The organism is Gracilibacillus sp. Marseille-QA3620 (genome assembly GCF_054950035.1).
Genome location: NZ_CM143102.1, coordinates 620,716 through 636,126 on the forward strand (window position 1 = coordinate 620,716; position 15,411 = coordinate 636,126).

Sequence of the window (15,411 nt, forward strand, 5' to 3'; positions counted from 1 at the left end):
ATGTTCTCTTTTTTCTTGCCTATTCGGCTAAGAAGAAAAAGGGGGATGAAGACAAGTGAGGAAATATCATTGGAGCAAGCCGTTGCTCGCTCTTGGCTTAATTGGCGGAATACTGGCTGGCTGTGCAGGAGAGGAAAGCTCAGGAGGATCTGGCGGTGGAGCTGACGGACCGGGGAAAATAACGTTGTATTCACCGGAAACACCAGACTTTACAAAGGAGCTTGCCTCTAAGTTTGAAGAGGTCAAAGGCGGCAAGGTGGACGTTCAGTATGCAGGAACGAATATATTAGTTAATCGGATGATGGCCGAGAAGGATAATCCGCAAGGGGATGCTTGGTATGGGGGCGGAGGCATTCTGACATTTGAGGCCAATGCTGACAAAGGTATTATTGGTGCATATGTGCCAAAGGAGGCCGAGGATTGGGATGTAGTTGAAGACGGTATCAAGCTAAAGCATGAGGATGACAAGTATGTCGGGGTGGAAGTATTCGTGCTTGGCTTTGCTTATAATACCGAGCTGGTGAAAGAGGAAGAAGCGCCAAAAACATGGGATGACCTGCTAGACCCTAAATGGAAGGGGAAAATTCAATTTGCGAACCCTGCTGCATCTGGAACCTCGACCTTAATGGTGCTGAATCAAATGATGCAGCGCGGGGAATCAGAGGGCTGGGCGTATATGGAGAAGTTAGTGGAACAGGCGAATTCCATGCCTGACTCCGGTTCTGCCCCTACAAAGGCTGTAGCAATGGGGGAAGCCCATATCGCTGTTGGATTTGATTTCATGGCCTATGAGGCAAAAGCAAAGGGCGAAACAGTCGATTTCGTTGTACCTGATAAAACACCAATCCTCGTCAATCCAATTTCAATGGTGGAAGGGGCGCCAAATGAAAAGGGAGCGAAGGAATTCATTGATTTTATGCTATCAAAAGATGCCCAGCAAATACTGGCTGATTGGTATCATATTCCGATTAACCCGGATGTCGAGTCCAAAACACCATTGACCTTGGAGAATGTAAAATCGCATGCGGTCGACCTGGACATTGATTGGGTGAACAAAAACTATGACAAGGTCAGAAATGAATGGAAAGAGAAATTCCAGTAAGGAAGAAGGGGCGATATTCATGGGTTCCGTTACAGTCGACCAGTTAAATAAAGAATTTTCCGGAGTGAAAGCATTGAATAACGTCAATCTAGAGATTAAGGAGGGCGAATTTTTCGCCCTTCTTGGTCCATCCGGATGCGGTAAAACAACGACAATGCGATGTATTGCAGGCTTTGAGGAGCCTACATCAGGTGTCATCAGAATTGGAGAGGAGAAGGTTAATCATATCCCTCCGAACAAACGGAATTGCGGGATGGTATTTCAAAGCTATGCGCTTTTCCCTCATATGAATGTTTTTGAAAATGTAGCATACAGCCTCAATATTAAACAATTGAATGAGAAGAATGTACTCGCTAAGATGGGAGTCTATGCCCGCTTGCTTAACCGGCGGCTGGGGCGTATGCCGAAGGAAATGGAACGGAAGGTCATGGAGATATTGGAGTATATGGAGCTTGAGCCATATGCCGACAGGCTGACGAGTGAGCTTTCAGGCGGACAGCAGCAGCGTGTCGCCTTAGGCCGTGCCCTTGTGATGGAGCCGGCAGTATTGTTAATGGATGAGCCGCTGTCCAATCTCGATCAGAAGCTCCGTCATTCGATGAGAAATACGATTAGAAGGATTCAGCAGGACTTGGGAATTACCACCATTTTCGTTACGCATGATCAGGAGGAAGCGATGAGCATGGCTGACCGCGTGGCGGTTATGAATAATGGGGAGGTCAAGCAAATCGGAAGGCCTACTGACCTGTACAGTCATCCATCAAGCCCTTTCATTGCTAATTTTGTGGGTACCTCTAATATGTTAAATGTGCAATCAATTGAACGTGTAGGGTCGTATTCCATCATTAAAGGGGAAGGATTCGCCCTAAAAACGAATCATCAAAGCAAAGAGAAAGGCACAGTGATTATTCGTCCTGAAAGCATACAAATTCATCATGCCGATACAGAAATGAATCCGGAATTGATGAATATACTAGAAGGAGAAATTTTGATTTCTACCTATTTAGGCTCTATTGTCCGTTATGAGGTTAAGGCTGCGGGTCATACATTGATTGTGGATGCTACCTATGCCTCTGGAGAGAGTATTTTGAAACCAGGAACGAAGGTTAAGCTCGCCATTGAGCCTGAAAGGGTGCTGGTCATATGAAGAAAGGGAAAAGAGCATTCAATGGTCTGACACTTGTCAAAGTCCTTATTTATTTGTTTTTTGGCTTATTCCTGATCTTGCCGCTCTTATCCGTCTTTTTGGTCAGCTTCACTGGTCAGCCTGTAAATTTATTGGGCTCCATAACAGATCCGGCCATTCTGAACTCAACCATTGAGAAGTTTAAAGGGGCTTCATTTGATGCGTACGAGTCCATTATTACGAGCAAGGGCTATTTTAATAGTCTTATAAACAGCTTGCAGCTTGCCATTACCGTAGCTGTACTGGTCATTGTTCTTTGCGTGCCCATTGCTTATGGAATCGCTAGAACGACCATGCCCTTTAAGAAGACGATATCTGCCCTATGCACGATTCCATTAATTGTGCCGACCTTTATTTCAGCCTATGCCTTTATTCTCATGTTCGGGAGATCGGGGTGGATAACGGCCATTTATCAAAAGCTTGGCGGAGAAGGGATGCTGATCGATCCATATTCCATGGCTGGAATCGTGATTGTACAGGTGTTTTTCTTCTTTCCATATGCTCTATGGCCAATGGTCGCTGCCTTTAAGGTGAGTGATATCACGCTTGAGGAGGCATCACTTAATCTAGGAGCTAAAAACTGGTTCACTTTCGCATTTGTGACATTTCCACTTGCCCTTCCAGGTATTATATCAAGTGCATTATTAATCTTTACGGTAAGTTTCTCTGACTTTGGGACACCAATCATTCTTGCCCCAAAAGCACTTAATTTGCTAGTTGTCGAGGCTTACCGTGAAATTGCAGGATTTTATAATTGGGGCGGTGCGGCGATATTAACAGTCGTAATGGTTCTCGTTGCAGCCTTTTTCTTCTGGCTGCAGTCCTTATCGACAAAAGGCCGCAATTACGGATCTGTTTCCGGTAAACCTAAAATGCAAAGATTGAATAATCATAAAGGATTAACAAGATTCTTATCCACTTACAGTTTTCTTATTGTTTTAGTTCCTTTTCTTGCGATGGTCTCCATTGTCATTCAATCCTTTGCAACAACTTGGGGGAAGGACTTCCTGCCAAGCGGCTATACAATAAAGCATTATCAAACCATCTTTACGAGCTCGCTTGGAAATATCCAAAACAGTTTAATTCTCGCCTTTGGAGCCTTAGTATTAAGTGTCGTAATTGCGACCTTTATCTCTTATTTTGTTGTCCGGCAAAATGCTTCAAAGCTGGATTTTGTGACAAATATTCCGTTGATAGTTCCGGGAATTGCGTTTGGGATTGCCTTGATTCAAACCTTTAACACAGCCCCCCTGCAATTAACCGGTACCGCTCTTTTATTGATTGTTGCCTATACGATTAGAAGATTGCCCTATATGATTCGATCGACAATGGGAACAATGAGAGCTATTAAGCAGGATATTGAGGAAGCGGCTATTAATCTTGGAGCAACACCGCTGACCGCTGCCATTACCATCATTGGTCCATTAATGCTTCCAGGGATAGCGGCAGGATCATTGCTCGTCTTCATTACGGTTATTAAGGAAACGTCTATCTCCATTCTCATAGCACCTGCAGAATGGGCGCCAATGAGTCTGGCAATCTTTCAAAATATCCTTCGGGGCGAGTATTATACAGCAGCTGCCATGTCTGTCATTCTAGTCATCTTAGTCTTGATTCTGCAGGCAGCGGCCAACCGTATATCAAAAAATGATTGAATGATCTGGAGGAGAAGGATGAGAGGATATATATTTGATTTGGATGGTACGGTATATCTGGGGGATGAGCTGATTGACGGGGCGAAGGAGGCTATTGCGGAGCTCCAAAGCCGCGGGGATCAAGTTGTGTTCTTGACCAATAAATCGATTGCCACTCGGATGCAGTATGTTGAGAAGCTGCGTAAGCTAGGGATTCCCGCTGAGCTTGATCAAGTGATTAATTCCAACTTTATTACAGCTAAGTATTTAAAGAGTATGATGCAAAAACAAGAGGCTGTGCTTGTTATTGGGGAAAAACCCTTGGTGGATGAACTCACTGAGATGGGAATCCAGATAACGGAGAATGAGAAGGAGGCCCGCTATGTTGTCATCGGCTGGGACCGTCAGTTCAACTATGAGAAAATCAACAAAGCCTATCAGGCTTGGCTGAATAAGGCGAAAATTATTGCGACAAACCCAGATCGTACCTGTCCGGTGGATGGCGGTGAAATACCAGATTGCGGTGCGATGATTGGGGCTCTTGAAGGAGCAACGGGACAGCCCATAGATTCCATAACAGGAAAGCCATCCCGGCTCATGGCTGAATTTGTCGTTACCGATGTTCTGATGATGAACCCATCTGACTGTTTTATGATTGGGGACCGTCTGGAAACAGATATTAAGATGGGAAATGAGTTTGGCTTGAAATCAGTACTTGTCTTGACTGGAATTACCACAAGAGAAATGCTCGGAGCTGCCTCTTTCTCTCCAGCCTATGTGGTAGACAGCATCAAGCAGGTTCCGGCTTTATAAATCAAATTGCCACATGGCAGGATTTCCTGAAGATACAGCGAGAGCACCTGCTTTTAGAGCCGCTAGAATTTCTGATTCCTCGCTGATCAATCCACCGACGATCAGCGGGAGTCTTATTTTGCGAGAGAGATCATCAATGATTTTGGGCATTAATCCAGGCAGGACTTCCACCGCATCCGGCTTGCAGGCATGAATATTCTCGATGCCTTTTTGTACAGCAGAGCGGTCAATTAAGAAAATACGCTGTATGGTCATTAGGCCCTCTTCTTTTGCTAATTTGACAACATTGCTTTTCGTTGTGATAATCCCGGTCGGCTTCCATACTTGAGCAATAAATTGAAGAGCGCTTTTCGTATTGGAGAGTCCCTCGATGAAATCTAAATGAATGAATACATACATTCCACTGGATTTCAATTCAGAAATAATTCCTTGCATATTCATTAGATTGCCAGTTAGTAAAAAAGCGATATTTGCTCGGCTGTCAATGGCCTTTTGAATATCCTCTTTTTCTTTAATACTTGCAATCAATTGTGACTCAACCATGTCTACTATTCTCATTGGTCATCCCCCTGTGCAGTTTTTGTAAATTTTAACATACTATTGATTGAATTGGAGAAAGAGGGAGAATTCCAGCATATAGGATATGATTGAAGCGAAATTTGTTACAATAGAAGAAAGGCTTGTCTCTGTATGTGCAAATAGCCGACAGGGGCTTTTTTATTACAATGATAAAGGCGGATAGACATTTGACAATTTATTTATATACGTATGCGTGCAGTCCAGAGGAAGAACCGCTGTGCCAGATGGAAATGCGTTCACTCTTCGGGTGTGAAGCAGGTCCATATGTAATCTTGAGCAAGAAGAAAATCGAACCAGAGAGAAGTCCTTTTATCCGGGAGCGGATTGAGGTCATGTTTGAAGGGGATACGTATCATTCCCTTGCCGAGCAAGCAAAGAATCTGGTAATCGGAGAAGAGACATTTAAGGTATTGCTCATCAAAGATAATGATTTAGAAGAGAGGCTTTCTTTGCAGAAGAGACGGAGCATAGAGAGGGAGATTGGTCTGTCTATTCAGGGGGTCGCCGAATTAGAGCATCCAACTCATCTATTTGCCGTTATTCCATATAAAGGAGTCTGGTACTTCGGCCGCTACAAAAAGGGGGAGGCGGTATGGCTAAAGCATCAGCAAAAGCCAAGAGAATATTCAACAGCGCTCAGCACAAGGATGGCGAGAGCGGTCGTGAATATCGCCGTTCCAAAGGTGGAAGGTACGAAGGTCATTGATCCATGCTGTGGAATTGGGACGGTTTTGATTGAGGCTCTTTCGATGGGAATGGATATAACGGGAAGGGATATCAAGCCATTACCAGCGATAGGGGCACGAGAGAATATCGCTTATTTCGGTTATGAATGTGACGTAAGGAAAGGGCCAATCGAGGAAGTGACTGAGCATTATGATTCAGCAATCATTGATTTGCCCTATAATTTATGTCATACCGCCTCACCAGAGGAGCAGCTATCAATATTAATTCATGCCAACCGTATTGCTGACAGGATTGTGGTTGTGACCGGTGAACCGATTGATGCCATGATTGAACAGGCAGGCCTGATTATCATGGATCGATGTGAAGCCAAGAAACCTGGTTTTACGCGTGAAATTCTCTTATGCAGGAGTTCCAATATTCCAGCAGTTTGAGAGATAGCTGATAGAAAATGGGGGATGGATGTGAAGAAGCTGAAGGGGAAAAGGATTGCCGTATTGGCATCTAGAAAAGTCGAGGAAATGAGCGCCATCATTCGTAATTTGGGAGGTGAGCCCGTGGTTAGGCCAGCCCAAGGGACGGTCTATCTTGATCATTCACAGTTAAAGGATGATATCGTCTGTTTGCTCAATCATCAATATGAATGGGTCATATTCACCACTGGAATTGGGGTGGATACTTTATATAAAGCAGCTTGTGAGCTTGAGCAGGGAAATGCCTTTATAGAGGTTTTAGGCAAAATGAACATAGCTGCAAGAGGATACAAGACGGTCAATATGCTGAAAAAACTTGGTCTCCGTCCAATTGTTCGCGATGATGATGGCAGTACAAAGGGGCTCGTGCGAATGATGGAGGAGCATTCCTTGGAGGGATGCCGCACCGCCTTACAGCTTCACGGCGATCCGGCACCGCTTTTGATTGAATGGCTTGAAAAGGAGAAGGCACAATATAAAGAAATTCTGCCTTATCTCCATACTCCGCCGGAAACAGATGTGATGGAGCAATTGCTAGGTGAGCTGCTTCAAGATGTGTATGATGCCGCCTTCTTCACGAGTACTCCGCAGGTTCGTCATCTTATGATGTATGCAGATGAGAAGGGGCATGGAGAGGAATTAAGGAAAGCCTTTGAATCAAAGGTTCTGGCACTTGCTGTCGGGAAGGTAACTGCCCAAGCACTGCACGAGGCTGGTATTGAGAGGGTCGTCTTTCCGCAGAATGAAAGGATGGGCAGTGCCATCGTCGAATTAGGAAACTATTATCATAGCAAAAAGGACATCTGAGCTTAACCTCAGATGTCCTTTTATTATTTATTACCAATCCCATACTAAGACAAACAGGGATCCGAAGATTGTTACAATCGCAACGAATAATGCGTATAGAATATTCGTATACAATGTTCCTTTTTCTTTGGACTCGCCAATATGCATGAACAAGAAGAGCTGCAAGCTGGCTTGAAGTCCTGCGGTTACGAGCAGGATCGTCATTTTGACTCCGAATGATACATCTAGGTAAAGAACCATTAATGCAGCTATGGTCAGAGCGATTGATGACAAGAATCCGAGTACATGCTCTTTAGGAAATAACTTTGCCATATTACATCAGTCCTTTCAAGTAGACGAAGCTGAAGATGAAAATCCAGACGACATCTAAGAAATGCCAATAAAGGGAGAAGATAAAGGATTTATTGGCTGTATGTGTATTAAGACCATGTTTCTTCACTTGAAGCAAGATGGCAAGTCCCCAGAAGAAGCCAAATGTAACGTGGGCTCCGTGAGTTCCAAGCAGTGTCAATAAGGCAGATGTGAATCCGCTTGTTGTGATTGCTGCCCCTTCATGTACATAGTGGAAGAATTCATATATCTCAATACCTAAGAAGGCAAGACCAAGTGCAAGTGTGATAACCATAAAGGTCATCATGGCTTTTTTCATACCCATACGCATCGCATGAATCGCGATACCAATTGTAAAGCTTGATGTTAATAGGAGGAATGTTTCCCATAACACGCCGGAGATCTTAAAGATTTCCTCACCAGTCGGACCGTTGCCTGTTCCATTTTCCAAAACGAAATAGACGGTAAATAAGGTGGCGAAGAGAACAATTTCAGCTCCGAGGAAAATCCAGAAACCTAAGATTTTCAGCTGGTTTTCCTCTGTTCTATATTCTAATGGCTGTGAGGCATCTAGCTTCATTTTGTTTCACCTCGCAATTTCTTTTCTTCAGCTTCTAATTCTTTCACAGAGATATGGAATCCATGATCATTGCTGAATGAACGTGCAAACAGCAGGTAGAAGATTGGAATCATGGCGATAATGGCCGGAATCCACCAGCTGAATACCATAAAGAATCCCCAGAAGAAGAAGGCAATCGCCATCCAGAATGGCATAAAGCTTGAGTTAGGCATATGAATTTCTTCTAATTTACCTTTGAAAATCTTATGTTTACCCAGTTTTTCATCCCATAAAGTATCTACAGAACTCACTTCAGGTGTGATCGCGAAATTGTAGGATGGGACAGGTGTATGTGTAGCCCATTCCAATGTACGTGCATCCCATGGATCATTATTGCCATTCAAGCGCGGTGCATAGCGGAAGCTCCAGTAAATATTGTAAACCAAGAGAATGAACCCAATCGCTAAACCGACAGACCCAATTGACGCAAGCAGATTTAACGGTCCAAAGCCGCTTTCCTCAGAATACGTATACATACGACGGTTCATCCCTTTAAGACCGAGTGCAAATAAAGGCAGGAAGGTCACGTTAAAGGAGATGGCAATCCACCAGAATGCGCGTTTTCCTTGTTTTTCATTAAGCATGAAGCCGAAAATCTTTGGCCACCAGTAATAGAAACCAGCTAGAACACCGAAGACGGTACCAGGAATCAATACATAGTGGAAGTGGGCAACTAGGAACATCGTGTTATGGTATTGGTAATCCGCACTTGCCATTGCAAGCATGACCCCTGTAATACCGCCGAATGTAAAGATTGGAATGAATCCTAGTGCATACATCATTGGTGTTGTAAATTGGATTTTCCCTTTGTACATCGTTAAGAGCCAGTTAAAGATCTTAACCCCTGTCGGTACAGCAATCAGCATCGTTGTAATGGAGAAGAAGCTGTTAGAGAGAGCTCCTTGACCCATTGTATAGAAGTGATGGACCCAGACAAGGAATGATAGAGCTGAGATGGCAAGCATACTTGCAACCATTGATTTATAGCCAAACAAATTCTTCTTAGAGAAGGTTGAAATAACTTCACTGAATATACCGAATGCAGGCAGGATAACGATATATACTTCTGGATGTCCCCAAACCCAGAACAGGTTGGCCCAGAGCATATCCATACCGCCGTCAGTCATAGAGAAGAAATGTGTGCCGAACAAGCGGTCTAATGTCATTAACGCAAGCGCGACTGTTAATACAGGGAATGCGAAAACGATGATGATGTTGGTAATTAAGATAGACCAAGTGAACATTGGCATTTTCCAAAGTGTCATGCCAGGTGCACGCATTTTTAGGATGGTGACGATGAAGTTAATCCCTGTCATCAATGTACCAATCCCGGCAATCTGAATCGCGATTGCGTAATAGTTGTTACCGACGGATTCACTGAATTCCGTACTTGCCAGCGGGAAGTACGCTGACCATCCAGCATCCGGAGAACCTCCGATAACGAATGAAATATTGAAAAGCATGGCTCCGGCAAAGAATAACCAGAAGCTTACAGCATTCAAATACGGGAACGCTACATCACGGGCACCGATTTGAAGCGGTATGACAATATTCATTAAACCGATGATAAAAGGCATCGCCATGAACAAAATCATGATAACGCCGTGAGTTGTAAAGACCTCGTTGTAATGCTGGGCATCTAAGAAGCCGTTCTCAGGCATAGCGAGCTGCCCGCGCATCATTAATCCGTCAATCCCTCCGCGGAATAACATTAAGAGGGCACATATGATATACATAATCCCAATTCGTTTATGGTCAACGGTTGTCAGCCATTCATCTCTTAGCCAACGCCATTTCTTAAAATAGGTCAGACCCACAACAATGGCCATCGATACAGCGACAATACTGACCATGGCTCCATAAATTAACGGGTCCCCAAGAACAAAAAATTCATCCCATTTCACGTTTGTTTAGCTCCTTTCGTATAGGTATTAGTGGTTTTCATGATGCTCTGATTGCTCAGAATCCTTATCGAATTGATTTTCCTGATCAGGGTCCTCGTTTGATGGAGCCTTTTCAGCGCCGTGGTTATGTCCCTCAGGCGGCGGGCTGAACTCCAAGTGAGTGGAAGAATAGCTTTGGCGGCCGACATAAGCTGTGTCTAAAAGCTCGTCGAACTTCTCTTCTGTCAGTTCAGGCTCATTTGCTTGAACTTGCTCTACCCATTCTTCAAACTCTTCATTAGACATTGAGAGTGCTTCAAATTCCATATGGGCAGTTCCTTGTCCGCTGAAGTTTGCATTACGTCCCATCATGGACATTTCGTTATCGGCTACGAAATTAAGCTTCGTGACCATGTCAGACATCGCATATTTTTGTCCGCCTAATTGCGGAATCCAGAAGCTGGTAATCGGTCCGTAGGAATACAGACGGAATTCTACGACTCTATCAGTTGGGATATTGACGTAGTTAACGGTTTCGATATCCTGTTCAGGATAACTGAAATGCCATTTCCAGTTGGAGGAGGAAGCATAAATAACGAGAGGTTCTTGATCCTCATAGCCCTTCGGCGTGCTCTCAACCTCGAAAGTGGATACGATTGTCACGTAACCAAGAATAGAGACAATGATAATTGGAATAGCTGTCCATATGATTTCAAGTGTTTTGCTGCCTTCCATATGCGGAGGCACATAATCTTTAGGAGCTTTGGAAGCTCTATATTTCACTAGCATGAAGATATACAGCACATAAACGACAATCATAACGCCAGCCAGCATCAGGATGGAAAAGATAATCGTATCTGACTGAGTTTTGGCTACTGGTCCGTTAGTGTCGAACACAACCCAGTCACATCCGGCTAACAGAAGAATCGATGCCAGCATGGACCCTAAAAGTCCTAACTTTTTTTTCATAATGTTCCCCTTCCGTAAGTAGTGTAAGTTAGCTAAATATAAGCTGGGAATAGAAAAAGAATAGACAAGTAGATTTTAAAAAACCAACCATATATGTAGCTATTTAGGTGAATTACATTCTTTTACCATACCCCAATTTTCAATATAATAACTGTATTTCCAAATTACAAATATATGTATCTGAAAGAGGCAAATGTTTTTATCATATTTGACAAAGTTGTGAACTCATTAACAGGAACTTATAATAATGGATTTTTATGTAAAATATGTGGCTAATTAGTGAATAAAACGCGTGGTTATCAGTTATTTATCAAGTGAGGACGGAGTTGTTCAATTATTGTTTTTCATTCTGACAAGAGTCCTTCTGCTAGAGTTATTCTGTTGTAGATAGTGTTAATAAAGGACATAGAAAAAGGTTTTAAAAAGTATATCAATAAAATAAATGATTAAACGCTAGTCCTATATATATAGGAAGAAAGGTCAATGTGCTGCTAAAATATTTGGAAAAAAATGTAGGAAATGCTCAGGTGATAGAATGGGAGCTGCTATATACTAGAGTGGAAGTTTATGATTGTTTGGAGGGATGAGAAGGAATGAAGAAAGTTATTGTTTTACTTATTGTAAGCGTTTTCTTTTCTCTAGGGGCTATTACATCGGCAAATGCGGCTATGGGTAAGCAGAAACCGCAAAAGGTGACGAATGTAGCCCATAGAGGAGCTTCCGGGTATGCTCCAGAACATACGATTACTTCTTATAAGCTTGGGGATAAGATGGATGGCGATTATATCGAAATTGATCTCCAAATGACAAAGGATGGCCAATTAATTGCAATGCATGATGAAACCTTAGACAGGACAACAAATGGAACAGGGTTTGTTAAAGATTATACGATAAGGGAAATTAAGAAGCTTGATGCTGGCAGCTGGTTTAATGAAAAATATCCCGAATATGCGCGTGAAGAATATGTTGGTTTACAGGTCCCTACTTTAGAAGAAGTCTTTAAAAAGCTGGGTAAGCATAAAAAGTATTATATTGAAACGAAATCCCCTGATGTTTATCCAGGTATGGAGGAAGAATTAGTACGCCTAATCAATAAGTACAAGATTAATAAGAAAACATTGCTGCTTCAATCGTTCAGTCCAGACAGCCTCCTGAAACTCCACTCGCTGGATCCGAAATTAAAGCTCGTTCAATTGATTTCCTATAAAAGCAAGGCCACGATAACGGACGAGGAAATTGATTACGTCAAAACGTATGCAGTAGGTATTGGGCCTAATCATACGTATTTAAATGAAGCCTATGTTCAAAAGGTCGTGCAAAATGGTTTGGACATTCACCCATACACTGTCAATACAAAGGAAAGAATGAAAACGTTGATTGATTGGGGTGTGACAGGGATGTTTACCAATTACCCAGATGTGTTGGATCAATTGAAGAAGGAATTAAGAAGAGGGAAATAACCCTCTTCTCAGACTGTAGACAAAATCCATTTAGGGTTTGGTCTACAGTTTTTTGTGCCCTCGCACTCCATATGGACATGAAATTTATTTTCGGCAGAATGGACTCAGCGAACCGTGGGGGAGCTGCTTTCGCCAGCTCGCCTTCGGCAAGAGCTGTCATCAGCCTGCCTCCTTCTCCGTACCGAGAGTCTCGTCCATTCTGCCGAAAATAGGAGCCTATCCTTCATGATTAAACGTTTTGGAAACAAACAGTATTTACCTAATTATGATAAAGTTAGCGATACTTGCTGAAGGTGATGATGAGATGTTAACCAAACATACCCCTAAAAACCGCGAACAATTAGAAATGATTACTTTGGACCAACTCGTACCCGAGAATCATTTGGTGCGGAAAGTCGAAGCTGCGATTGACTTTTCCTTCATTTACTCACTGGTCGAGGATGCTTATTCGGCTGAGCGAGGTCGCCCTAGCATTGATCCTATTGTCCTCATCAAAATGACCTTCATCCAGTACATGTTTGGCATCCGGTCCATGCAGGCGATGCGTACTTTTGCTGCAATGAACCTAAAGAAGATGGCCAATTGGCTATGGAAAACGCCAAAAATGGCCTAATAAAGAGAGCAGGAGAAGTCTGTCTTACGGAGGAAATATCAAAAAATCAAAAAATAGACTGAGAATAAAAGAATTCTCCGTCCATTTTGTCGACAGTCTGAGAAGAGGGAAATAACCCTCTTCTTTTTTTGTCTAAGCGGCTTTCCTTCCTGCCATAATACATTTAAGATAGGATAAAAACGTAAGTGAACTGAGGTTTTTTATGAAAGAGAAATATTATGACGAGCTATTTCGTATCAAAACAAGGGGAGACCAGCAGGGTCATCCAGCTTCCCTAGCCTATAATCGGTATGAACCAACCCCATATGCGGCGCTTGAGAAATTATTTGAAGCGTACAGTATAAGCCGCAAAGATCATGTCGTTGATTTCGGCTGCGGGAAGGGGCGCTTGAACTTTTACATTCATTATTACCATCATGCTTCTGTTTCCGGAGTGGAGATGAATGAAGTTTTTTATAATGAAGCGATGATGAATCTGGCGGATTATGCAAAGTACCGAAATGAAAGAGTCCATTTCTATAATTGTCTGGCGGAGGAATTCTCCATCCAGCCTGACCATAATCACTTCTACTTCTTTAATCCGTTTAATGTGCAAATATTCAGGAAGGTTGTAAATCGAATTCTCGATTCAGTGGAGGAATATAGCCGCACGGTTGATATCATTTTGTATTATCCCTCGGAGGATTATATTTTTTATTTGGAGCATGAGACGCCATTTGAATTGAAGCAGGAAGTCATCGTCAAGCCGCACGATCCATTCGACCGATTCCTTATTTATCAATTGCCGGTTAAACAGTGGATATAACTCTCCTGTTTGAAGTAAAAAAGCTGGACCTGCCATCACTTCATTCCATGATGGCAGGTCCAGCTTAGTTTTATTTATTCTTGATCTGTATTTGGTTCTACGTGTACATGGACATCATAAACACCATACTTCTTCGTGAGATCCGTTTCAACGAGAGTGGCAATATCATGGGCTTCTTGTATATTAAGAGATGAGTCAACAAAGATGACGATATCGATGACTTCATTGTTTCCATAGTTGCGGCCCATGATTTTTTTGACACCTTTCACACCGTCTATTCCCATAATAGATTCTTGATAAAGAGCAATCTTTTCTTCATCAAAGCCGTCGGATAGGTGATGAGAGGCTTCGCGGAAAATATCCCAAGCAGTCTTACAGATTAATAAGCCGACGAGCAGGGCAGTTACCGTATCAAGCCAAGGCATGCCCAGTTGGGAGCCGAAAATACCAGCTGAGGTACCGATACTGACCCAGGCATCGGATAGATTATCCTTAGCGGCGGCCATGACCGACTGGCTGTTGATTTTCTCAGCGAGGTGCTTATTGTATCGATAAACGAGATACATGATGATGAAAGAAAATATACCCACATAGCCTGCCAGCATATCAGGTGCCTCATTATTTCCTTCAAAGATGGAGCCAAAGCCGTTTAAGAGTACCTGGATTCCGACTACCATCATGATCAGGGAGGCAATCAGTGAAGCAATCGTTTCGCTCTTCCAATGCCCATATCCATGGTCGCTGTCAGGCGGACGCTGCGATAGTCTCAGTCCAATTAAAACAGCGATAGAGGCAATAATATCTGTCGTATTATTCAGACCATCAGCCGAAAGAGCCTCAGATCCAGTTATATATCCAATTAATAGTTTCATCCCAGAAAGGAACAAATAGGTGACAATGCTTAATATGGCACCTTTTTCGCCCATTTTTAAATTTGAATATTGTTTTGATTCCATTCATGTCACCCTTTTTTTGAAATCATGCTTATCTATTTTACTATAGAGGTCTGTTCAAGGGAAATGAAAATTCCTTTTCACGGAGCATAGTTACACAGCCTATTTCTGAAAAAATCTGGATTTAATATTGACAAATCATATGTGTATGGTAGGATTAATTCCAATAACTTCTATATAATTCAAGTACCTGTCATTAAACGGGAATACATGAAAGGGAGGCGAACCGTCTGAAACCGTCTGATTTGCAGGAGGTCATGGCTCATTTGGAGCAGATGCTGAATACAATCAAATTTGGATCAATCACCTTGGTGGTTCAGGATGGAAAGGTTATTCAAATCGAAAAGAATGAGAAGGTTCGCCTTCAATCCACAACAATCAATAAATCTAAATAAGAGCTTGCTGACTAGACAAACTAGAGGCAGTCTTTTTCTTGTTTATACAGGAGAAGACTGTCTTTTTTGCATAGTCAGAAAAGAACGCTGCACAGAAAGGGGCTTT

Annotated in this window: 15 protein-coding genes and 1 pseudogene; 10 read left to right on the plus strand and 6 right to left on the minus strand. The window is 42.7% G+C overall.

The window, feature by feature from the left end:
- The first annotated feature begins 55 nt into the window (after positions 1-55).
- Genes ACY8DX_RS03090 through ACY8DX_RS03105 form a run of 4 tightly spaced genes read left to right on the plus strand, consistent with a single transcriptional unit; the run spans position 56 to position 4,735 of the window.
- Positions 56-1,102 (plus strand): ABC transporter substrate-binding protein, encoded by a 1,047-nt coding sequence (locus ACY8DX_RS03090; RefSeq protein WP_462406187.1) that lies wholly within the window; start codon positions 56-58, stop codon positions 1,100-1,102.
- The gene (locus tag ACY8DX_RS03095) at positions 1,062-2,249 is read left to right on the plus strand and encodes an ABC transporter ATP-binding protein (RefSeq protein ID WP_231589549.1); all 1,188 of its coding nucleotides are present in this window, start codon (positions 1,062-1,064) and stop codon (positions 2,247-2,249) included. Before ACY8DX_RS03090 ends, ACY8DX_RS03095 begins: the two co-directional genes overlap by 41 nt.
- Positions 2,246-3,943 carry an ABC transporter permease gene (locus tag ACY8DX_RS03100; RefSeq protein ID WP_439803110.1) on the plus strand — a complete coding sequence of 566 codons (1,698 nt, stop codon included), beginning with the start codon at positions 2,246-2,248 and terminating at the stop codon, positions 3,941-3,943. The genes ACY8DX_RS03095 and ACY8DX_RS03100 overlap by 4 nt, the downstream gene beginning before the upstream one ends.
- A gap of 18 nt (positions 3,944-3,961) precedes the next feature.
- Positions 3,962-4,735: an HAD-IIA family hydrolase gene (locus tag ACY8DX_RS03105; protein ID WP_049672159.1), complete on the plus strand. Its 774-nt coding sequence runs from the start codon at positions 3,962-3,964 to the stop codon at positions 4,733-4,735.
- Here ACY8DX_RS03105 and ACY8DX_RS03110 read toward each other — a convergent pair.
- Positions 4,730-5,293 carry a glycerol-3-phosphate responsive antiterminator gene (locus tag ACY8DX_RS03110; protein ID WP_462406188.1) on the minus strand — a complete coding sequence of 188 codons (564 nt, stop codon included), beginning with the start codon at positions 5,291-5,293 and terminating at the stop codon, positions 4,730-4,732. The genes ACY8DX_RS03105 and ACY8DX_RS03110 overlap by 6 nt on opposite strands.
- A gap of 170 nt (positions 5,294-5,463) precedes the next feature.
- On the opposite strand from ACY8DX_RS03110, the gene ACY8DX_RS03115 reads away from it, so the two are divergent.
- Positions 5,464-6,432, plus strand: coding sequence for a TRM11 family SAM-dependent methyltransferase (locus tag ACY8DX_RS03115; protein ID WP_439803132.1), 969 nt, complete (start codon positions 5,464-5,466; stop codon positions 6,430-6,432).
- A 30-nt stretch (positions 6,433-6,462) separates the two neighbouring features.
- Positions 6,463-7,278, plus strand: coding sequence for a uroporphyrinogen-III synthase (locus ACY8DX_RS03120; RefSeq protein WP_049673043.1), 816 nt, complete (start codon positions 6,463-6,465; stop codon positions 7,276-7,278).
- A gap of 30 nt (positions 7,279-7,308) precedes the next feature.
- On the opposite strand, the gene qoxD is transcribed toward ACY8DX_RS03120, so the two are convergent.
- From qoxD to qoxA, 4 genes are read right to left on the minus strand one after another with little or no spacing between them, the layout of a single operon-like run.
- Positions 7,309-7,590: a cytochrome aa3 quinol oxidase subunit IV gene (gene qoxD / locus ACY8DX_RS03125; RefSeq protein ID WP_049672156.1), complete on the minus strand. Its 282-nt coding sequence runs from the start codon at positions 7,588-7,590 to the stop codon at positions 7,309-7,311.
- 1 nt (position 7,591) lies between these two features.
- Complete coding sequence (gene qoxC / locus ACY8DX_RS03130; RefSeq protein ID WP_049672155.1) at positions 7,592-8,188, minus strand: cytochrome aa3 quinol oxidase subunit III; 597 nt, start codon at positions 8,186-8,188, stop codon at positions 7,592-7,594.
- Positions 8,185-10,131, minus strand: a complete 1,947-nt coding sequence (qoxB, locus tag ACY8DX_RS03135; RefSeq protein WP_049672154.1) for a cytochrome aa3 quinol oxidase subunit I — start codon at positions 10,129-10,131, stop codon at positions 8,185-8,187. Before qoxB ends, qoxC begins: the two co-directional genes overlap by 4 nt.
- A gap of 27 nt (positions 10,132-10,158) precedes the next feature.
- On the minus strand, positions 10,159-11,079 hold the full coding sequence (gene qoxA, locus ACY8DX_RS03140) for a cytochrome aa3 quinol oxidase subunit II (protein ID WP_049672153.1): 921 nt from the start codon (positions 11,077-11,079) through the stop codon (positions 10,159-10,161).
- A gap of 593 nt (positions 11,080-11,672) precedes the next feature.
- Here qoxA and ACY8DX_RS03145 point away from each other — a divergent pair.
- The 3 genes and pseudogenes from ACY8DX_RS03145 to ACY8DX_RS03155 all read left to right on the plus strand — a co-directional run bounded on the left by ACY8DX_RS03145 (position 11,673) and on the right by ACY8DX_RS03155 (position 13,957).
- Positions 11,673-12,539 carry a glycerophosphodiester phosphodiesterase gene (locus ACY8DX_RS03145; protein WP_439803105.1) on the plus strand — a complete coding sequence of 289 codons (867 nt, stop codon included), beginning with the start codon at positions 11,673-11,675 and terminating at the stop codon, positions 12,537-12,539.
- A 304-nt stretch (positions 12,540-12,843) separates the two neighbouring features.
- Positions 12,844-13,078, plus strand: a pseudogene (locus ACY8DX_RS03150) (transposase); the annotation flags it as partial.
- A 276-nt stretch (positions 13,079-13,354) separates the two neighbouring features.
- The gene (locus tag ACY8DX_RS03155) at positions 13,355-13,957 is read left to right on the plus strand and encodes a class I SAM-dependent methyltransferase (RefSeq protein ID WP_049672150.1); all 603 of its coding nucleotides are present in this window, start codon (positions 13,355-13,357) and stop codon (positions 13,955-13,957) included.
- A gap of 74 nt (positions 13,958-14,031) precedes the next feature.
- Here ACY8DX_RS03155 and ACY8DX_RS03160 read toward each other — a convergent pair whose 3' ends face one another.
- Entirely contained in the window at positions 14,032-14,913 is an 882-nt protein-coding gene (locus tag ACY8DX_RS03160) for a cation diffusion facilitator family transporter (RefSeq protein ID WP_049672149.1), read from the minus strand.
- 254 nt (positions 14,914-15,167) lie between these two features.
- Here ACY8DX_RS03160 and ACY8DX_RS03165 point away from each other — a divergent pair, with 254 nt between their 5' ends.
- Positions 15,168-15,305, plus strand: coding sequence for a YezD family protein (locus ACY8DX_RS03165; RefSeq protein WP_082197193.1), 138 nt, complete (start codon positions 15,168-15,170; stop codon positions 15,303-15,305).
- The last annotated feature ends 106 nt before the right edge of the window (positions 15,306-15,411 follow it).